The sequence below is a fragment of the Actinomadura geliboluensis genome (assembly GCF_043197915.1).
Lineage (GTDB): Bacteria > Actinomycetota > Actinomycetes > Streptosporangiales > Streptosporangiaceae > Spirillospora > Spirillospora geliboluensis.
The window spans coordinates 99,066-117,596 of record NZ_JBICUA010000020.1; the positions used below are offsets into that span (position 1 = coordinate 99,066).

The window sequence follows — 18,531 nt, forward strand, 5'->3', positions numbered from 1 at the left end:
GTTCAAGACCGAACGGTCAAATATCAGCCCTGCGGACGGGACGGGACGGCCGGACGGTCGAGGTCCATGGCGTCCAGCACCGAGCCGTCCGCGGCGAGGGCCTCCACGACCGGGCCCCGGCGGGCGCCCCACACGACGACGACGTGCCCGTGCTCGGGGACGTCCAGGATCCGGTTGCCGACCCGGACCCGCGCGACCTCCGCCGACGCCCGCAGCCGCGCCTCGTTCACCCACTTGGCGCCCCACGGCAGCAGCCGGTTGGAGTTGCGGACGCTCCGCCCCGACCCGTACTTGAGCAGGTGGCGGCCCATCATCTCGCCGGACGAGCGGCGCGCCAGGGGCTCGGCGGGCGCGAACCCGCCGGCGCCGCCCAGTTCCCGCCACTCGCCGTCGCGCTTGTGGAACGTCCACCCCTCGACGAACGCCGACGTGTCGCCCCACTGGTGAAGGAACGTGACAACGGCGACGTCGCCGTCCATGTCGAGTCCGAGCGGCAGGAAGTCCCGTCCCTCCTCGAAGGCGGCGGGAGCGGGGACGGGCAGGCCGTCCCGGAGGAGCCGCATGCACTCCTCGTGCACCTCGTGGTCGTTCATGTTCGGGGACCTCTGATCGTGCAGGCAGGGCGAGGGGCCCTCCCGCGAGAGGGCCCCGACATGGCACTCACTCTAGAGGTCCGGCTCGTCTGGTTTCACCCGTCTGGCGCACTCCCGTCGAGGCTTTGCCGATCACTGTTCACCAATTCGTCGATCATGGCTCCACGCTGCGTGTACGACCGCGCGGCGAGGGCGGCGCACAGGGCCGCAAGTGGAAGTTCCACTCCTGCCGCGAGCGCGATCGCCGACGCGCGCGCGGCGCCGGGCATGGCGGTCGTCACGTCGAACCACGCGTCCGCCGCCAGCAGGGCCGCGGCCACGGCGGCGCCGAGCCCGTACCGGGGATCGCGGCGGACGAACAGCACGCCCGTGCCCAGCAGGGCGGCGGCCTCCATCGCGTCCAGCCCCACCCAGGCCGCCGACCAGTTCGACACCGTCGCGGTGGACGGCATCGTGGTCGCGAGCACCCACATCCAAGGCACCAGTGCGGCAGCGCCCCCGATGAACCCCCATCCCACCCACCGCCCCTCTAGGGCGCGCCCTACATCGGGGACCGGCCGGCGCCGGAAGGAGACCTTGGACGAGACGGGGCGGGGGACGACGGTGACCATTTCGGCACTCCCAGAGGACGGTGATCCGGTGCGGCATCCGCGCTCCGGGACGCCCGGTCACAGCCTTGCCGCGGCGCCCGGCGCGGTCAGTGGCATCGCCATCCGACTTGGGGTGGCACTAGGTTCACCCCCGTCCTCCGGTTTGGTCCATGGTGGCGGACGAAGCGTGCCAATACGGTTGCCGCATGGCATCCATCTCCGCGGTCGCCCGTGCCCGCGTGCGCGCGCCGTGGACGGCGGCGGCGTGGCGCGACACCGTGTTCGTCGCCTCCGGGGTGCCGCTGCAGGTCGCCGGATGGGCGGTCCCGGGCTCGGTCTGGGCGGTCTGGGCGCCCGTGGACGTCGTGCCGGTCCTCGTCCTGGCCGCCGCGACGGTCGCCTTCCCGCTGCTCGCGCTGCGTCCGCTGACGTCGTGGCAGCGGGAGCGGTGCTGGGCCGTGCTCGGCCTGCACATTCCGCCCATGCCGGACCTAGCAGACGGGCGCCCGTGGGATCCGCTCCGCGACGTGCGCTCGCCCGAGGTGTGGCGGAAGCTGCAGTACCACCTGGTCGCGGGCCCGCCGCTCGCGCTCGGCGGACTGGCCGTGATCATGATGTGGGCGGCGGGGGCCGTCCTCACGGCCGTGCCCCTCTACGTGTGGGCGCTGCCGCACGTCGGCGTGTTCGGCAACCCGGTCGAATCGGGTGCGCTCGTCGTGACCGGCGTCCTGCTCCTCGCGGCGGCGCCCTGGGCGGCGGCGGGCGTGCGGCGGCTGGACGCCCGCGCCGCCGCCGGGCTGCTCGGCCCCGACCGCGCGGAGGAGCTGCGGCGCCGCGTCGAGGACCTCGCCGAGAAGCGCGCCAGCGTGGTCGACGCCGCCGACCTCGAACGCCGCCGCATCGAACGGGACCTGCACGACGGCGCGCAGCAGCGCCTCGTGTCCCTCGCGCTGAACCTCGGCCTGGCCCGCGAGACCCTCACCGGCGTCCCCGACGACGCCATGCGGGTGATCGTCGAGGCGCACGAGGAGGCCAAGGAGGCCCTCGCCGAGCTGCGCACGCTGATCCGCGGCCTGCACCCCGCCGTGCTGGAGGACCGCGGCCTGGACGCCGCGCTGTCCGGCGTCGCCGCCCGCGTGCCGCTGCCCGTCCAGCTGCGGGTCGAGGTGGAGCCCCGCGCCTCCTCCACCGTCGAGGCCGTCGCGTACTTCGTCGTGTCCGAGGCCCTCACCAACGTCGTCCGGCACGCGCGCGCCGCCGAGGTGGACGTCGAGGTCGTCCGCCGGGGCGACGTGCTGCGGGTGACGGTGCGCGACGACGGCGCGGGCGGCGCCGACCCGTCCGCCGGGACGGGCCTGACCGGGCTCGCGCGCCGCGTCCGGTCGGTGGACGGCGCGTTCCGGATCACCAGCCCCGCCGGGGGCCCGACGACCGTCACCGTGGAGCTGCCGTGCGCGTTGTGATCGCCGAGGACTCGGTCCTGCTCCGGGCCGGGCTGATCAAGCTGCTGGAGACCGCCGGGTTCGAGGTCGCGGCGGCCGTCGGCGAGGCCGAGGGCCTGCTCGCCGCCGTCCGCGCGCACCACCCCGACGCGGCGATCGTGGACGTCCGGATGCCGCCCGGCTTCACCGACGAGGGCGTCCGCGCGGCGCTCGTCATGCGGCGGGAGGCGCCCGAGGTCGCGGTGCTGCTGCTGTCGCAGTACGTCGAGGAGCGCTACGCCGCCGACCTGCTGTCGAGCGGCGCCGGCGGCATCGGCTACCTGCTCAAGGACCGGGTCGCGGACGTCTCGGTCTTCCTGGACGCGCTGCGCCGCGTCGCCGCCGGCGGCACCGCGCTGGACCCGGAGGTCGTCTCGCAGCTGTTGCTGCGCCGGCACTCCGACCCGCTCGGCCGGCTCACCCCGCGCGAGCGGGAGGTGCTGGCCGGCATGGCTGAGGGCCGCTCCAACGCGGGCATCGCCGCGGCGCTGGTGGTGAGCGAGAGCGCGGTCGCCAAGCACATCAACAACATCTTCGCCAAGCTCGACCTGCCGGACGCCCAGGGCGACCACCGGCGCGTCCTCGCCGTGCTGCGTTTCCTGGACGGCGACACATGACCGCCGGGCAGGAGGAGGCCATCGCCGCGGGCCGGCCCCGGCGGCGCGGCGTGTGGATCGCGCTGGCGATCGCGACCGCGCTGGTCGTGGTGACGCCCGTCCTGCTCGCGGCGCTCGGACGGGCCGTCCGGCAGACCTCGGCGTCCGTCACCCCCTACCACCACGTGATCAGGGAGCTGCGCCTCGACATGGACGGCGCCGCCGTCTCCGTCGGCCCAGGCCCGGACGGCGAGGCCCGCGTCTACACGAGGCTCCGCTGGGGCCTGGACCGGCCCGGCGTCACGGAATCGCTCGTGGAGGACGTGCTGTTCGTGACGTTCCGCTGCGGAAGTTCGGACGTGCTCGGCGGCTGCGGCGCCGACATCGACGTCCAGGTCCCGGCGGGGACGCGCGTGTCGGCGGTGTCCGGATCCGGGGAGATCAGCGTGCGGGGCCTGACCGGCGACCTCGACCTGCGCACCGGGTCCGGCGAGATCGGCGTCGCCGGGGTGCGCGGCCGGCTGCGGCTGGAGGCCCGGTCCGGCGCGATCACCGGGACCGGGCTGGCCGCGGCCAAGACCCGGGCGCGGGTGTCGTCCGGCTCCCTCGACCTGCGCTACGCCGAGCCGCCGGGCGCCGTCGAGGCGTCCGCCGGGTCGGGCACGGCGAAGATCATCGTGCCGCCGGGGTCGCGCTACCGCGTCCGGGCCGGGACAGGCTCGGGCAGCACCCACCTCAACCCCGCCGTCGTCGACGAGGGCGCCGCGAGGTCGATCTCCGTCCACAGCGGGTCCGGCAGCACCTACATCGACTACCGCGACGACTGAGCGCGGACGTCCCCGTCGGTGTCCGCCACTCAGCGCGATGGACATCACACCCGCCGGATTTGCGGTCACTGGTGTGAAGCCGGTTAACTGCTGACATGTCTTCCGTACGCCCGTGCCGTGAGCACCGCCCGCCGATGCGGCGGGCCATGCGGGCTACGTGTTGCCGGCGAATGTGTGGCCGCTGAGGGCCCCTGCCGTCCTGCGTCTCGCGCCCCGAAGCGAGCCTGTCCGCCACACCCCTGAGTCGCCCATGTTCTTCGAACGCCACCTGCTGAGCCACGCACCGTTCCCGCCCGGCCGCTCCTAGGCGCTTGCCTTCGTAGGCGCTTCCTAGGCGCTTTGTAGGCGTTCCCCCCGAGCGTTCGCGCGCCGCGCATGCCGCACGCCGCATGCCGTACGCCGCGCCGTGCCGCCCGCGCTCGCCCGCGTCGCTCGCCGTCCCGCTGACCGCCGCCGCTCGTCCGGCGCCCGTGCCCGCATGGATGTTTTCCTGTGATCCAGATCGAGAAACTTCGAAAAAGCTACCGCGACCGCGGCCGCGAGGTGATCGCCGTCGACGGGGTCGATCTGACCGTCGCCGAGGGCGAGGTCTTCGGCGTCCTCGGCCGCAGCGGCGCCGGCAAGAGCACCCTGCTGCGCTGCGTCAACCTGCTGGAGCGCCCGGACGAGGGCCGCGTCGTGGTCGGCGGGCAGGACCTGCTCGCGCTGCGCGGCGGGAACCTGCGCCGCGCCCGCCAGGGCATCGGCATGATCCACCAGCATTTCGGCCTGCTCGGCAGCCGGACCGTCGCCGGGAACGTCGCGTTCCCGCTGGAGGTCATGGGCGTCCCGCGCGCGGAGCGGGCCGAGCGCGTCGCCGAGCTGCTGGACCTGGTCGGGCTCACCGAGCACGCGAAGGCGTACCCGGCGCAGATCTCCGGCGGGCAGAAGCAGCGCGTCGGCATCGCCCGCGCCCTCGCCGGCCGTCCCAAGGTGCTGCTGTCGGACGAGGCGACGTCCGCGCTCGACCCGGAGACGACCGCGTCCATCCTGGAACTGCTGCGCGACCTCAACCGGCGGCTCGGCCTCACCGTCCTGCTGATCACCCACGAGATGGACGTGGTGAAGCGCATCTGCGACTCGGCCGCGGTCATGCGGGACGGCCGGATCACCGAGTCGGGGCCGGTCACCCGGCTGCTCGCCCGGCCCGGCTCCGAGCTCGCCCGGGACCTGTTCCCGCTGCCGCCGGCCGAGCCCCGCGACGGCTGGACGCTCGTCGAGGTCACCTTCACCGGCGGCGCCACCGACGAGCCGTTCGTGTCGGCGCTGGCCCGCAAGTACTCGCTGGACGTGAACATCCTCGGCGGCGCCGTCGAGACGGTCGGCGGCGAGCGCGTCGGCCGCCTCCAGCTCGAACTGCCCGGCGACCCCGCGGCGAACGCCGCCCAGCTCGCGTTCCTGCGCGAGTCCGGGCTGACCGTCGACGTCAAGCACGCCGGCGACCCCGCCACCCCGCCCGGCGGTGCCGGCCGGGCCGCCGACGACGACCGGGAGGACGCCCGATGACCTGGGACGAGGTCGCTCCGCTGCTGTGGCCCGCCACGGTGGACACCCTCTACATGACCGGCGTGGCCACGCTGTTCACCGTCGTGCTCGGGCTGCCGCTCGGCGTCCTGCTGGTCGTGACCGAGCGCGGCGGGCTGCTGCCCGCCCAGCCCGTGAACCGGGCCCTCGGCGTCGTCGTCGACATCGGCCGCTCGCTGCCGTTCCTGATCCTGATGGTGGCGATCATCCCGTTCACCCGGCTGGTCGTCGGCACCAGCATCGGCAACGCCGCCGCGATCGTCCCGCTGACGATCGGCGCCATCCCGTTCTACGCGCGGCTCGTCGAGATCGCGCTGCGCGAGGTCGACCCGGGCGTGCTCGCGGCGGCGGACGCCATGGGCGCCACCCGCCGGGAGATCGTCGGCAAGGTCCTGCTGCGCGAGGCGCGTCCCGGCCTGGTGTCGGGCCTGACCGTCACCGTCATCGCGCTGATCGGCTACACGGCCATGGCCGGGACGGTCGGCGGCGGCGGGCTCGGCAACCTCGCCGTCGTCTACGGCTACGAGCGCTTCGAGACCAAGGTCATGCTCGCGACCGTGGCGCTGCTCGTCGTCCTGGTCCTGCTCATCCAGGCCGCGGGGGACCTCGTCGCCCGCCGCCTGACCCACCGCTAACCCACAGAAAGGCACTTGTCGTGCTTCGCAAGCTCACTGTCGCGCTGGCCTCCGTCGGTCTCCTCGTGGGGCTGACCGCCTGCGGCTCGTCGGAGGCGTCGGACGATCCGGACGCCCCGCTGAAGGTCGCGGTCAACCCCGTCCCGCACGGCGACATCCTGACCTACGTCAAGGACAATCTGGCCGACAAGGCCGGGCTCAAGATCGAGATCGTGGAGTTCAGCGACTACCAGCAGCCGAACACCGCGCTGAAGGAGAAGCAGGTCACCGCGAACTACTTCCAGCACGTCCCGTTCATGGAGGAGTTCGAGAAGCAGTCGGGGACGAAGCTGGCGTTCGTCGCGCCCGTCCACCTGGAGCCGCTCGGCGTCTACTCCAAGAAGGTGAAGAACCTCCAGGACGTCCCGCGTGGCGCCGAGGTCGCCGTCCCGAACGACCCGGCCAACGGGGGGCGCGCGCTGAAGCTGCTCGCCGACAACGGCCTGATCACCCTGAAGCCGGACGCGCCGACGACCGCGACCCCGCGCGACATCGCGACCAACCCCAAGAACCTGAAGTTCACGCCGGTCAAGGCCGCGCAGCTGCCCCGGTCGCTGGACGACGTGGCCCTGTCGGTCATCAACGGCAACTACGCCATCGAGGCCGGGCTGTCGCCGAACAAGGAGGCGCTCGCCGCCGAGAAGGCCGAGGGCAACCCGTACGCCAACGGCATCGTGACGCTGCCGGAGAACAAGGACGACGCGCGCGTGAAGAAGCTCGTCCAGCTGCTGCAGGGCCCCGAGGTCAAGAAGTTCGTCGAGGACAAGTACAAGGGGTCGGTGCTGATCGCCTCCTGACGCCGGTGCCGGGCGCCCCGCACCGGGGCGCCCGCCGCCGGGGCCCTCGCCGGAAATCGCGCGGTTTGTCCGTCGGTCCTGATAGGACATGGTGCCGACGAACTCGCGAAGGGGACCCATGGGCGTTTATCAGCACCTTGAGGAGTACGCCGGCCTGCCGGTGGCCACGTTCAACCACGAGACCGAAACGGGCGACGCGGGGGACGCCGGCACCGACCCGGTCACCGGTGAGGAGTACCCGGCGGCGGGCGAGGCCGCCTGGTACGTCGGGACGGCCTTCGACGAGGAGGACTTCGCCGACGTCTTCGCGCGCTTCGCGCAGACGGTCGACACCGCCGAGATCACCGCGCTGATCATCGGCTACTGGGGCGCGGACTACGACTCCGGCGCCGCCGACCCGGTCGACGTGCTCACCAAGGCCGCCGCGTCCTTCCCGAAGCTGCGGGCGCTGTTCCTCGGCGACATCACGGGCGAGGAGGCGGAGATCTCCTGGATCGAGCACTCCGACATCACGCCGCTGTTCAGCGCGTTCCCGGACCTGGAGCGGCTCGAGGTGCGCGGCGCGCAGAACCTCGCCCTCGACCCGGTGAAGAGCGAGCGGCTCAAGGTGCTGCGGTTCGAGTCGGGCGGGCTCCCGGCCCGCATCGTCCGGGCCGTGGGCGCGAGCGAGCTGCCGAACCTGGAGCACCTCGACCTGTGGCTCGGCGAGGAGAACTACGGCGGCGACACCGCGGTCGCCGACCTCGCGCCGCTGCTCGGCGGCGAGCGGCTGCCCGCGCTGCGCCACCTCGGCCTGGAGGACAGCGAGATCCAGGACGAGATCGCCGCGGCCGTCGCGGGCGCGCCCGTCGTGGCGCGCCTGGAGTCGCTCAGCCTCGCCATGGGCATCCTCACCGACCAGGGCGCCGAGGCGCTGCTGTCCGGGCAGCCGCTCACCCACCTGCGCAAGCTGGACCTGCACCACCACTTCCTGTCGGACGCGATGATCGAGCGGGTGAAGGCCGCGCTGCCCGGCGTCGAGGTCGACCTGGACGAGCAGGAGAAGCCGGACGGCGAGTGGCGCTACATCGCGGTGTCCGAATGATCGAGGAACGCCTCTCGACGTTCGCCGGGCTCCCCGTCCACGCGTTCGACGGGGACCCGGAGGGCGGCCCGCTCCCCGCCGCCGGGGACGTCGCCTGGGGGATCTACCACCACATCCACGACAACGGGGTGTGGGGCGCTGAGGTCCCCGAGAACTTCGACCGCTTCCTCCAGGAGGTCGACACCGCGCAGGTCACCCACCTGATCATCGGCTTCTGGGGGTTCGACTGCACCGAGTTCGACCCGGTGGAGCGGCTGGTGGCCGCCGCCGACCGGCTGCCGCGCCTCCGGGCGCTGTTCCTCGGCGACATCCGCGACTGGGACCTGCACCTCTCGTGGATCAAGCACACCGACGTCGCGCCGCTGTTCGAGGCGTTCCCCGAGCTGGAGCACTTCGAGGTGCGCGGCTCCGACGGGCTGCTGTTCCCGGTGCTGGACGCCCGTGCCGGCGCCCGGCTGCGGACGCTGCGGTTCGAGGCGGCCATGCTGCCCGCCGGGATCGTCCGGTCGGTGGCCGAGAGCGACCTGCCGGGGCTGCGCCACCTCGACCTGTGGCTGGGCGGCGGCCAGGCCGACTGGGTCGCCTCCCTCGACGACCTCGCGCCGATCCTCGCGGGGGAGCGGCTGCCCGCGCTGCGCCGCCTCGGGCTGGAGAACGCCTCCGGCCACGACCGGATCGCCGAGGCCGTCGCGGACGCGCCCGTCGTCGCGCGGCTGGAGTCGCTGAGCCTCGCGCTCGGCACGCTCACCGACGCGGGCGCGGAGGCGCTGCTGGCCGGCCGCCCGCTCGGCCACCTCGCCGACCTCGACCTGCACCACCACTTCCTGACCGAGGAGATGGGCGCGCGGGTTCGGGAGGCGCTGCCGGGCGTCCGGGTGAACCTGGACGATCCGCAGGGGTTCCCCGAGTGGCTGAAGCCCCAGTGGCGGCGGCTCGCGCTCGACATGAGCGGCTCCTACATCGCGGTCGCCGAATGAGCCTCGTCGTCGTGGGGACGCCCGGCGACCGGCGCCCCGCGCTGTTCGCGGCGGCGTGCCGGTCCGCCGGGCTGCCCGAACCGCGGCTCGTGCCCTGGGCGGACGTCCTGCGCGGCGCCCCGCTCGGCCTGGCCGCGGGCGACCTCGTGCGCGTCGACTCGCCCGGCGAGGACCGCGAGGCCGACGCGCTGCTGCGCGGCCCCGGCGAACCGGCCCGGGTGGGCGGCGGCGCCCGCTGGTACCAGACGTTCACGGCGGCGCTGCGGCGGATGTCCGGGGAGGCGTCGGCGGCCGGCGCCCGGCTGCTCGGCGACGTCGAGGAGATCGCGGTCATGTTCGACAAGCGGCGGTCGCACGCCCGCCTGCTGGCGGCCGGGGTGCCCGTCCCGGCCGCGCTGCCGGACGTCTCCGGCTACGCGGCGCTCCGGTCCCGGATGGACGAGGCGCGGGAGCGGCGCGTGTTCGTCAAGCCCGCGCACGGCTCGTCCGCGTCCGGGGTGGTGGCGCTGCAGACCGCGCCGCCGGACCGGATCAGGGCCGTGACCTCGGCGTTCATGACGGACGGGCGGCTGCTCAACTCGCTGCGCGTCCGCTCCTACGAGACCGAGGAGGAGGTCGCCGCGCTCATCGACCTGCTCGCGCCGGACGGCCTGCACGTCGAGCGGTGGCTGCCCAAGGCCACGATCAACGGCCGCGTGTTCGACCTGCGGGTCGTCGTCATCGGCGGCGAACCCACGCACGCGGTCGTCCGGACGAGCCGAACGCCCATGACCAACCTGCATCTTGGCGGCGCCAGGGGCGACCTGGGAGCCGTGCAGCGCGTGCTCGGCGAGACCAGATGGCGGCGGGCGCTCGACGTGTGCGCGCGGGCCGCGTCCTGTTTCCCGGGCAGCCCGATGGTCGGCGTCGACCTGCTCGTAGGCATCGGCCTGAAGCGGTTCGCCGTCTGCGAGGTGAACGCGTTCGGCGACCTGCTACCCGGGCTTACCGGTCTGCCCGGTAGCCCGGCCGAGGGACTCGACACGTACGGCGCCCAGGTCGCTCTGCTTCAGGACGCGGCGGGGGCGGCGGCGTGACGAACATGGATGCAGGCGTGTCGCACGACATGAACGCCATCGTCGGCACCCACGATCTGCTGCTGGTGACTCTCGACACGCTCCGCTACGACGTGGCCGCCGAACTGGCGGCGGCAGGGGAGACGCCCACACTCGCGGGGCTGCTCCCAGGGGGCCGTTGGGAGCGCCGCCACACGCCGGGCAGTTTCACCTATGCGGCGCACGCCGCGATGCTGGCCGGGTTCATGCCGACCCCCGCCTCCCCTGGGCCGCACCCACGTCTCTTCGCGGGGGCGTTCCCCGGCAGCGAGACGACCGCGCCCCACACGTGGACGTTCGACGCCGCCGACCTGCCGTCCGGGCTGGCCGCCGCCGGCTACCACACCGTCTGCGTGGGCGGCGTCGGGTTCTTCAACAAGCTGACGCCGCTCGGGTCGGCGCTGCCGTCCCTGTTCGCCGAGAGCCACTGGGAGCCCGCGTTCGGCGTGACCGACCCCGACGCGCTGCCCAACCAGATCGACCGCGTCGCCGAGACCATGGCACGGCTGCCGTCCGACCGGCGGCTGTTCCTCCTGGTGAACGTCGCGTCGCTGCACCAGCCCAACTGGTTCTATCTGCCCGGCGCCACCCGGGACGACGGCGACACGCGCGCCAGCCACGCCGCAGCCCTCCGCCATGTCGACGCCCACATCGGGCGCCTGTTCGCGCTGATGCGCCGCCCCTGCTTCGTCATCGTCTGCTCCGATCACGGGACGGCCTACGGCGAGGACGGCCACACCGGGCACCGCATCGGCCACGAGGTCGTCTGGACCGTTCCGTACGGGGAGTTCGTTCTACAGTGAAGCCTTACCAGGGATACGTGTACGCGTACCCGCACAAGACCGCCTACCGTCCGCTGAACCCGTCGCCTCCACTGCGCGACGTGTGGGCGGGGGAGCCGCTCGACTCGCTCTTCCTGTACCTCCACGTGCCCTTCTGCGAGATGCGGTGCGGCTTCTGCAACCTCTTCACGCGCACGGGCGCGCCCGAAGAACTGACCGGCGCCTACCTCGACGCCCTCGACCGGCAGGCGACCGCCGTACTGGACGCCCTGGACGGCCCCGCCTTCGCCACGGCCGCGTTCGGCGGTGGCACACCGACCTACTTCACCGCCCCGGAGCTGGAGCGCCTCTGCGACATCGCCGGACGCTTCAAGGGCTTCGGGACGATCCCGCTCGGCGTGGAGACGTCCCCGGCCACCGCCACCACCGACCGCCTGACCGTCCTCGCCGAACGCGGAACCACTCGCATCTCCATCGGCGTGCAGAGCTTCCTGGACGAGGAGGCGCGCGCGGCCGTCCGGCCCCAGAAGCGCGCCGAAGTGGAGGCCGCGCTGGACCGCATCCGGGCCGTGGGCTTCCCGACCCTCAACATCGACCTCATCTACGGCATCGACGGCCAGACGCCCGCGACATGGCTGCACTCCCTGGACGCCGCGCTTGCATGGCGTCCAGAGGAGGTCTACCTGTACCCCCTCTACGTCCGTCCGCTGACGGGTCTGGGACGCCGCGCCCAAGACTGGGACGACCAGCGCCTCACCCTGTACGGCATCGGCCGTGACCACCTTCTTGCCGAAGGCTACGAGCAGGTGTCGATGCGGATGTTCCGGCTCCCCGGAGACGCCGCCAACGGCACCGAGTACTGCTGCCAGACGGACGGCATGGTCGGGCTCGGCTGCGGAGCCCGCTCCTACACCTCCCGCCTGCACTACTCGTTCGAGTACGCGGTGGGGGCCGGCCAGGTGCGCTCCATCATCGACTCCTACGTGAGCGAGACCGACTTCACCACCGCCCGTGTCGGGTTCACCCTGGACGGCGACGAGCAACGCCGCCGCCATCTGCTCCAGTCCCTGCTGCAGGCGGCCGGGGTCGACCGGGCCGAGTACCGTGCGCGCTTCGACAGCGACCCACTGGACGACTTCGCGGCCGACTTCGCAGCGTTCGGTGAGCGCGGATGGCTGGAGACGTCCGACACCACGGTGCGGCTCACGCCGGAAGGGCTCGCCTACTCCGACGCCATCGGCCCCGCGCTCTTCTCGTCCGGCGTCGAGGGCCTCATGGACTCCTACGAGGCGCGCTGATGGGGCGGCACCTGACGATCCTCTACCGGGGACCGCTCGCGAGCTGCGACTACGACTGCCCGTACTGCCCCTTCGCCAAGCGCCGCGACACACCGGACCAGTTGCGCGCCGACCGTGCCGCCCTAGAACGCTTCACGGCGTGGGTCGCCGGCTGCGGGCACCCCGTCTCCGTCCTGTTCACGCCGTGGGGCGAGGGGCTGGTGCGCTCCTGGTACCGGCAGGCGCTCACCACGCTGAGCCATCTCCCGCATGTCGAACGGGTCGCGATCCAGACCAACCTCAGCCACCGCGTGTCGTGGACGGCCGACGCCGACCTCACCCGGCTTGCGCTGTGGGCGACCTACCATCCCGGCCAAGTGCCCTACGAACGCTTCCTAGGGAAGTGCCGGGACCTGGCTGAACGTGGCGTCCGGTACAGCGTCGGCATCGTCGGCCAGCCCGAACACCTCGACGCCGCCCGCCGCCTGCGCGCCGACCTGCCCACCGGCACCTACCTGTGGGTCAATGCCGCCGAGGGGCGCGTCTACGACGACGCCGAAGCCGCCACCTGGGCCGAGATCGACCCGCTCTTCCCGCTCAGCCGCCGCCCCCACGCCAGCCGCGGCCTCCCCTGCCGGACGGGGGACACGGTGGTGTCCGTGGACGGCGACGGCACCGTCCGCCGCTGCCACTTCGTCCCGGCCGTGCTGGGCAACCTGTACGACGGCACGTTCCGGGACGCGCTGACCCCGCGCCCCTGCCCGCTCGACGTCTGCGACTGCCACATCGGCTACGTCCACCTGGAGCCCCTCGGGCTCTACGACACCTTCGCCGGCGGCGTCCTGGAACGGATCCCGGCCCTGCTGGAGCGTTGAAGGACGGGCGTCCCTTGGTGACTGGGGAAGTGCGACCAAGGGACGCCCGCGGGCTCAGGTCTGCTTCTCGGGGTGGTAGTCGGCCTCGTCCACGCCGAACGTCCAGGCGACGCCCGCGCGCGCTGTGCGGGTGCCGGGCGGGACGCGCAGATAGTAGGTGCGGTACGTCCCGTCTGGTTCGGGGGTGGAATTGACCACCTCGACCATGACCACCGGCTCGTCGCCGGGCAGGTCGATGGACCACAGGACGCCCGTCTCGTCCCGGTGAAGGGGACGCGCGCCCGTCTCGGCCAGGTACCGGTCGTATCCGAAGATCTCCAGCATGACCCGGCGCAGTTCGGCGTTCGCCTCCGCCGAGATGCGGTCGGCCGTCAGGCCCGTCAACGAGGCCACGAAATCGGGCGGGATGGGCATGCCGCGCCAGGCGTGCAGCGCGAACCCGTCCGGGTAGGCGAGAGCGGGGCCGTCGCCGCGATGCAGCCTCCCAGGCTCGTCACGGTGCAACTCGCTCGGACGTTCCGAAAGGATCACCAGCCGCTCGTACGGCCACCACCAGCCGGCCGACCGGGCGACCTCGGCAAGGCCCGCGAGAGGGCCCTCCAGCCGCCCGAGCGACTCGAACAGCGCCAGCCACGGCGCGTCGTGCTGGCCCAGTACGGCGTCGAGCGTGGCGGCGCGCAGCAGGGACGCCACCTGCTCCTGATCCGGCGCGGGGCGCTCGTTCCCGGCCGCGAGCGACCCGGCGTGGGCCTGCTCGCCGATGGCCGCGCGCACCCGCGTGACCAGCGACTGGACCTGGTCCCACAGGAGGCCGCCCGTCTCGGCCCACGTGCGCGGCCACTGCTCCGGCCCCTGTTCGGAGCAGGCCGCCGCACGCATCGCCTCCCACGGGCGGGTGCGGACGTCCGCGAGGACGCTCCCGCCCGCCGGCCCTTCACCGAGGTCGGCGCGGGCCTGCTCGACCAGCTCGTCCAGCCCCGCCGTCTTCAGCGCGTCGCCGTGCCCCGCCAGGACGGCCGCCGCGACAGCCCCGCGCGCGGGGGAGGGGACCCACACGTACCGTTCAGGGGCGGGCAGGCCCGCGGAGGCGTAGGCGGAGGCGACCCCCGCCTCGGCCAGGGCGCGGTCGGCGGGGCCGGTGCCGAACGCCGCCGCCTGCCAGTCGCCGACCACGAAATGGGTCTCGCGCAAGGTTCCGGTGACCATCCCGCTCCCTCAGTCCGCCACGACGCGCACGGCGCCGGGCACGTACTCGCGCTGGCGGACCACCCGGTACCACCCCTTGGGCAGCGTGATCGCCGCGTGCTCCTCATGCACCAGCCGCCCGCCGGACGGCAGGTGCAGATGGTCCGGGGCGAGCGGGTCGGGGGTGCGCAGCAGCGAGCCCGGCGCGGTCAGCGCGTGCGCGTGCCCGGTGGCCTCGCCGAGGGCCAGCACCATGCGTCCCCGGCCGTCGCGCGGAGTGGGCGGCAGGTCGCGCACGGACCGCGGGACCGCCTCCTCGGACACGGGCAGGATCAGGATGTCTCCCTGTCGGTACATGCCGCGAACGTAACGTCCGCCACCGACAGAACGAGGGCTCAGAAACCGCGCGTACGGCGGGCCGCGGGACGGGCCCACCGTCCAGACGCGCCGAGGCCGACGCGCTGGAACGCGCGGACCAGCTCACCACCGAGGTTCACGCCGGCGCCCAAGGCCAGCGCCACGGACACGGCCCCGATGAGGCTCAGCACACCCGTGTTCGGGGAGCCCGTGTTGAGCTCCACCATGCTGCGGTACAGCGCGGTCCCGGGCAGCAGAGGGCCGATGGCCGGGACCACGTAGGGCATGACGGGTTGCTGGTTTCTTCGCGCCAGCCAGTTCGCCGCAACACCGACGACCGTCGCCGCCACCGCCGCCGCCAGCACCGGGGGAACGTTCCACCCGCGCGACAGGACGTACAGCACCCAGATGAGCGCACCGCCCAAGGCCGCCGCCAGCAGGACCTGCTTGGGCGCGGCAAGGGATATCGCGAACGTCACGGAGATCGCCGCCGCCGCGATCACCGCGACCGGCCGCAGCTCCGCCGCCGGCGTGGGCAGGTGCTTGACGTCGATGGGGACGTTCAAATTGACCGCGAGGTAGACGACCGCGCCGAGCCCGGCGACGATCGCGGCGATCATGAAGAAGACCTCCAGGACCCGCGCCCCGGCGCTCACCAGGTCGCCGGTGATGCCGTCCTGAATGCTCGCGACGAGGGGGCGTCCCGGCAGCAGCGCCAGGATCGCGCCCGTGACGATGGTGGAGGCGTCCTTCGGATTGCCCAGGGCCACCACGATGACCGCGGCTCCCGCTCCTATCGCGGCGGCGACCGTCAGCTGGAAGAACTCCGCGATGCCGCGCCGCGCCAGCGCCGCGGCGGTGCGGTCGCCGAGCACCGTCGCGATGAACGCGGTCGTCGCGACGAGCGGCCCACCACCGGACAGCACACTGCCCGAGGCGGCGATGAGGCCCAGCGACACGACCATCAGCCACGCCGGATAAGGCGCGCGCCCGCTCTTGATCCCCGCGAGGCGCTTGTGCGCGTCGTCCAGTTCCAACATGCCGATGGAGGCGTCCTGGACGAGATCATGCAGCGCCGTAAGGCGCCAGTAGGCCGGGGTACGGCGCCGGATGGCACGCGTCCCCGTCATCGGCGGCGCCCCTTTGCCCGGGTGGGCCGACACCAGAAGGCTCGTCAGCGTGACCTGGACCTCGCACCGGGGAAGCTCATAGGCAACGGCCAGGCTGAGCATCGCCTCGTTGACGCGCTCGGTGGTCTCACCGCTCGCCAGCAGCAGTTCACCGACGCGCAGGACGAGATCGACCGCACGCGGGTCGACGACCTCACCGGGCTCTTCCTCTGGCGGTTCCGGGGGATGCCCGTCCATCAGGACCTGCCAGGTCCGCCGCAATCGTTCGGCAGCGCGCATTGCCCCCGCTGTGTTCCTTCCCCGCCGTCACCTGATCTTGACCAGCAGGCTACCCACGCACTCGCGGCCGCAACGCCCCGGCTCCCACCCGCCTTTTCCACAGAACGCGTTTTTGGTGCGGTGTCTTCCACGGCGCTGGTACCAAGGACACATGAGCACTTCAGACGGGCTCCGGGACGATGCCGAGCGCTGCCTGCGCGCCCTCGCCGGCGACCACGCGCGGCTCCGCGACGACCAGTGGACGGCGATCAGCGCGCTCGTCGTCGACCGCCGCCGCGCCCTGGTCGTGCAGCGCACCGGGTGGGGCAAGTCGGCGGTGTACTTCGTGGCGACCCGGCTGCTCCGCGAGCGCGGCGCCGGCCCCACCGTGATCGTCTCGCCGCTGCTGGCGCTGATGCGCAACCAGATCGAGGCCGCCGACCGGGCCGGCATCCACGCCCGCACGATCAACTCGTCCAACACCGGCGACTGGGAGCAGATCTTCGCCGAGGTCGAGGCGGGCGCGGTCGACGTGCTGCTCGTCAGCCCCGAACGGCTCAACAACCCCGACTTCCGCGATCTCGTCCTGCCGAAGCTCGCCGCCGGGGCCGGGCTGGTCGTGGTCGACGAGGCGCACTGCATCTCCGACTGGGGCCACGACTTCCGCCCCGACTACCGGCGGCTGCGCACCCTGCTCGCCGAGCTGCCGCCCGGCATCCCCGTCCTCGCCACCACCGCGACCGCCAACGCCCGCGTCACCCAGGACGTCGCCGAGCAGCTCGCCGGCGACGACGCCCTCGTCCTGCGCGGCCCGCTGGAACGCGAGTCGCTGCACCTCGCCGTCGCCGCGCTCCCCACCGCCGAGCAGCGCATCGCCTGGCTCGGCGAGCACCTCGCCGACCTGCCCGGCTCCGGCATCATCTACACGCTCACCGTCGCCGCCGCCCACGAGATCACCGGGTACCTCCGCGACCGGGGCCACGAGGTCGCCGCCTACTCCGGCCAGACCGAGCAGGCCGAACGCCTCCAGGCCGAGCAGGACCTCCAGGACAACAAGCTCAAGGCCCTCGTCGCGACCAGCGCCCTCGGCATGGGCTTCGACAAGCCCGACCTCGGCTTCATCGTCCACATGGGCGCGCCGCAGTCCCCGGTGGCGTACTACCAGCAGATCGGCCGCGCGGGCCGCGGCGTCGACCGCGCGGAGGTCATCCTCCTCCCCGGCCGGGAGGACCGCGACATCTGGGCCTACTTCGCCAGCCTGGCGTTCCCTCCGGAGCAGACGGTCCGCACCACCCTGGAGGTCCTCGACTCGACCGACCGCCCGCTCTCCACCGGCGCCCTCGAACCGATGGTCGACCTCACCCGGGCCCGCCTGGAGATGATGCTCAAGGTCCTCGACGTGGACGGCGCGGCCCGCCGCGTCAAGGGCGGCTGGACGTCCACCGGCCGGCCCTGGAGCTACGACCGCGAACGCTACGAGCGCGTCACCGCCGAGCGGCGCCGCGAGCAGCAGGCGATGCTCGACTACATCTCCACCACGGGCTGCCGCGAGGAGTACCTCCGCCGCCAGCTCGACGACCCGGCCGCCGCCCCCTGCGGCCGCTGCGACAACTGCACCGGCCGCCACTGGCCCACCGACGTCGCCCAGGAGAGCGCGACCCGCGCCCGCGACCGCCTGCACCGCCCCGGCGTCGACATCGCCCCCCGCCGCATGTGGCCCACCGGCCTCAAGGACGACCTCGGCGTGTCCGGCCGCATCAAGGCCGACCTCCAGGCCGAGACGGGCCGCGCCCTCGGCCGCCTCACCGACATCGGCTGGGGCAACCGCCTCCGCGACCTGTTCGCCGCCGACGACACCGACGTCCCCGCCGACCTGGTCGACGCCGTCGTCAAGGTCCTCGCCGCCTGGGACTGGGGCACCCGCCCGACCGGCGTCGTCACGATCGGCTCCCGCTCCCGCCCCCGCCTGGTCACCACGTTCGGCCGCCGCATAGCCGAGATAGGCCGCCTTCCGTACCTGGGCGAACTGACCCCACTCGGCGACCCAGGCCCCCGACGCCACAACAGCGCCCAACGCCTCCACCAGGTCTGGCAGAGCCTGGCCGTCCCGGCGCCCCTCACCGAGGCCCTCCAAGACAACCCCGGCCACATCCTCCTGGTAGACGACCGCATAGAAACCGGCTGGACGATGACCGTCGCCACCCGTCTCCTCAAGGAGGAGGGCGCCCAATCAGTCCTCCCCCTGACCCTCGCCACCCCCTCCTAACCCACCCGCCGCATCGCACGCGGCACGCCCACGCCTGCCGCCGCCACCGGGCGGAGTGGCGCAAACGCCCACGCGGCCCGGGCGGCGCGCCTGCGGCCGGATCGGGCCACCGGGGACGGACATCA

At 73.2% G+C, this 18,531-nt stretch carries 18 protein-coding genes; 13 read left to right on the forward strand and 5 right to left on the reverse strand.

Translation table 11 applies throughout. The annotated features are described in order from the left end of the window. Nucleotides 1-23 precede the first annotated feature (23 nt). Nucleotides 24-593, reverse strand: a complete 570-nt coding sequence (locus ACGFI1_RS42160; RefSeq protein WP_138641910.1) for a hypothetical protein — start codon at nucleotides 591-593, stop codon at nucleotides 24-26. A 95-nt stretch (nucleotides 594-688) separates the two neighbouring features. Then, entirely contained in the window at nucleotides 689-1,066 is a 378-nt protein-coding gene (locus ACGFI1_RS42165) for a hypothetical protein (RefSeq protein ID WP_392793267.1), read from the reverse strand. A 323-nt stretch (nucleotides 1,067-1,389) separates the two neighbouring features. Here ACGFI1_RS42165 and ACGFI1_RS42170 point away from each other — a divergent pair, with 323 nt between their 5' ends. From ACGFI1_RS42170 to ACGFI1_RS42225, 12 genes are all read left to right on the forward strand, one after another. After that, nucleotides 1,390-2,646, forward strand: coding sequence for a sensor histidine kinase (locus tag ACGFI1_RS42170; protein ID WP_392793269.1), 1,257 nt, complete (start codon nucleotides 1,390-1,392; stop codon nucleotides 2,644-2,646). Continuing rightward, a complete protein-coding gene (locus ACGFI1_RS42175) occupies nucleotides 2,634-3,281 on the forward strand; it encodes a response regulator (RefSeq protein WP_392793271.1) in 648 nt (215 codons plus the stop codon). The genes ACGFI1_RS42170 and ACGFI1_RS42175 overlap by 13 nt, the downstream gene beginning before the upstream one ends. Then, nucleotides 3,278-4,087, forward strand: a complete 810-nt coding sequence (locus tag ACGFI1_RS42180; RefSeq protein ID WP_392793273.1) for a DUF4097 family beta strand repeat-containing protein — start codon at nucleotides 3,278-3,280, stop codon at nucleotides 4,085-4,087. Before ACGFI1_RS42175 ends, ACGFI1_RS42180 begins: the two co-directional genes overlap by 4 nt. Nucleotides 4,088-4,579: 492 nt before the next feature. Next, nucleotides 4,580-5,632 carry a methionine ABC transporter ATP-binding protein gene (locus ACGFI1_RS42185; protein ID WP_386871052.1) on the forward strand — a complete coding sequence of 351 codons (1,053 nt, stop codon included), beginning with the start codon at nucleotides 4,580-4,582 and terminating at the stop codon, nucleotides 5,630-5,632. Then, nucleotides 5,629-6,285: a methionine ABC transporter permease gene (locus ACGFI1_RS42190; RefSeq protein WP_386871054.1), complete on the forward strand. Its 657-nt coding sequence runs from the start codon at nucleotides 5,629-5,631 to the stop codon at nucleotides 6,283-6,285. Before ACGFI1_RS42185 ends, ACGFI1_RS42190 begins: the two co-directional genes overlap by 4 nt. Before the next feature lie 20 nt (nucleotides 6,286-6,305). After that, entirely contained in the window at nucleotides 6,306-7,121 is an 816-nt protein-coding gene (locus ACGFI1_RS42195) for a MetQ/NlpA family ABC transporter substrate-binding protein (RefSeq protein WP_392793275.1), read from the forward strand. A 118-nt stretch (nucleotides 7,122-7,239) separates the two neighbouring features. Further along, nucleotides 7,240-8,205 (forward strand): STM4015 family protein, encoded by a 966-nt coding sequence (locus tag ACGFI1_RS42200; RefSeq protein WP_392793277.1) that lies wholly within the window; start codon nucleotides 7,240-7,242, stop codon nucleotides 8,203-8,205. Then, the gene (locus ACGFI1_RS42205; RefSeq protein ID WP_386871060.1) at nucleotides 8,202-9,182 is read left to right on the forward strand and encodes an STM4015 family protein; all 981 of its coding nucleotides are present in this window, start codon (nucleotides 8,202-8,204) and stop codon (nucleotides 9,180-9,182) included. Before ACGFI1_RS42200 ends, ACGFI1_RS42205 begins: the two co-directional genes overlap by 4 nt. Further along, nucleotides 9,179-10,258 carry an STM4014 family protein gene (locus tag ACGFI1_RS42210; protein ID WP_392793279.1) on the forward strand — a complete coding sequence of 360 codons (1,080 nt, stop codon included), beginning with the start codon at nucleotides 9,179-9,181 and terminating at the stop codon, nucleotides 10,256-10,258. The genes ACGFI1_RS42205 and ACGFI1_RS42210 overlap by 4 nt, the downstream gene beginning before the upstream one ends. Before the next feature lie 29 nt (nucleotides 10,259-10,287). Next, on the forward strand, nucleotides 10,288-11,079 hold the full coding sequence (locus ACGFI1_RS42215; RefSeq protein WP_171069190.1) for an STM4013/SEN3800 family hydrolase: 792 nt from the start codon (nucleotides 10,288-10,290) through the stop codon (nucleotides 11,077-11,079). Continuing rightward, the gene (locus tag ACGFI1_RS42220; protein WP_392793281.1) at nucleotides 11,076-12,356 is read left to right on the forward strand and encodes an STM4012 family radical SAM protein; all 1,281 of its coding nucleotides are present in this window, start codon (nucleotides 11,076-11,078) and stop codon (nucleotides 12,354-12,356) included. Before ACGFI1_RS42215 ends, ACGFI1_RS42220 begins: the two co-directional genes overlap by 4 nt. Next, the gene (locus tag ACGFI1_RS42225; protein WP_392793283.1) at nucleotides 12,356-13,210 is read left to right on the forward strand and encodes an STM4011 family radical SAM protein; all 855 of its coding nucleotides are present in this window, start codon (nucleotides 12,356-12,358) and stop codon (nucleotides 13,208-13,210) included. Before ACGFI1_RS42220 ends, ACGFI1_RS42225 begins: the two co-directional genes overlap by 1 nt. Nucleotides 13,211-13,264: 54 nt before the next feature. On the opposite strand, the gene ACGFI1_RS42230 is transcribed toward ACGFI1_RS42225, so the two are convergent. Genes ACGFI1_RS42230 through ACGFI1_RS42240 form a run of 3 tightly spaced genes read right to left on the reverse strand, consistent with a single transcriptional unit; the run spans nucleotide 13,265 to nucleotide 16,161 of the window. After that, nucleotides 13,265-14,416: a DUF6745 domain-containing protein gene (locus ACGFI1_RS42230; RefSeq protein ID WP_392793285.1), complete on the reverse strand. Its 1,152-nt coding sequence runs from the start codon at nucleotides 14,414-14,416 to the stop codon at nucleotides 13,265-13,267. A gap of 9 nt (nucleotides 14,417-14,425) precedes the next feature. Beyond that, nucleotides 14,426-14,752: a hypothetical protein gene (locus tag ACGFI1_RS42235; RefSeq protein ID WP_392737608.1), complete on the reverse strand. Its 327-nt coding sequence runs from the start codon at nucleotides 14,750-14,752 to the stop codon at nucleotides 14,426-14,428. Between the two features lie 38 nt (nucleotides 14,753-14,790). Beyond that, a complete protein-coding gene (locus ACGFI1_RS42240; RefSeq protein WP_240808072.1) occupies nucleotides 14,791-16,161 on the reverse strand; it encodes a threonine/serine exporter family protein in 1,371 nt (456 codons plus the stop codon). Nucleotides 16,162-16,312: 151 nt separating this feature from the next. On the opposite strand from ACGFI1_RS42240, the gene ACGFI1_RS42245 reads away from it, so the two are divergent. Continuing rightward, nucleotides 16,313-18,406 carry a RecQ family ATP-dependent DNA helicase gene (locus ACGFI1_RS42245; RefSeq protein WP_392793287.1) on the forward strand — a complete coding sequence of 698 codons (2,094 nt, stop codon included), beginning with the start codon at nucleotides 16,313-16,315 and terminating at the stop codon, nucleotides 18,404-18,406. Nucleotides 18,407-18,531: the final 125 nt, after the last annotated feature.

Coding starts and splice junctions, on each gene's coding strand:
- ACGFI1_RS42215 (WP_171069190.1), top strand. CDS start 10,288: ATGAACGCCATCGTCGGCACCCACGATCTGCTGCTGGTGACTCTCGAC.
- ACGFI1_RS42245 (WP_392793287.1), top strand. CDS start 16,313: ATGAGCACTTCAGACGGGCTCCGGGACGATGCCGAGCGCTGCCTGCGC.
- ACGFI1_RS42205 (WP_386871060.1), top strand. CDS start 8,202: ATGATCGAGGAACGCCTCTCGACGTTCGCCGGGCTCCCCGTCCACGCG.
- ACGFI1_RS42210 (WP_392793279.1), top strand. CDS start 9,179: ATGAGCCTCGTCGTCGTGGGGACGCCCGGCGACCGGCGCCCCGCGCTG.
- ACGFI1_RS42165 (WP_392793267.1), bottom strand. CDS start 1,066: ATGTGGGTGCTCGCGACCACGATGCCGTCCACCGCGACGGTGTCGAAC.
- ACGFI1_RS42225 (WP_392793283.1), top strand. CDS start 12,356: ATGGGGCGGCACCTGACGATCCTCTACCGGGGACCGCTCGCGAGCTGC.
- ACGFI1_RS42190 (WP_386871054.1), top strand. CDS start 5,629: ATGACCTGGGACGAGGTCGCTCCGCTGCTGTGGCCCGCCACGGTGGAC.
- ACGFI1_RS42170 (WP_392793269.1), top strand. CDS start 1,390: ATGGCATCCATCTCCGCGGTCGCCCGTGCCCGCGTGCGCGCGCCGTGG.
- ACGFI1_RS42240 (WP_240808072.1), bottom strand. CDS start 16,161: ATGCGCGCTGCCGAACGATTGCGGCGGACCTGGCAGGTCCTGATGGAC.
- ACGFI1_RS42235 (WP_392737608.1), bottom strand. CDS start 14,752: ATGTACCGACAGGGAGACATCCTGATCCTGCCCGTGTCCGAGGAGGCG.
- ACGFI1_RS42230 (WP_392793285.1), bottom strand. CDS start 14,416: ATGGTCACCGGAACCTTGCGCGAGACCCATTTCGTGGTCGGCGACTGG.
- ACGFI1_RS42200 (WP_392793277.1), top strand. CDS start 7,240: ATGGGCGTTTATCAGCACCTTGAGGAGTACGCCGGCCTGCCGGTGGCC.
- ACGFI1_RS42160 (WP_138641910.1), bottom strand. CDS start 593: ATGAACGACCACGAGGTGCACGAGGAGTGCATGCGGCTCCTCCGGGAC.
- ACGFI1_RS42180 (WP_392793273.1), top strand. CDS start 3,278: ATGACCGCCGGGCAGGAGGAGGCCATCGCCGCGGGCCGGCCCCGGCGG.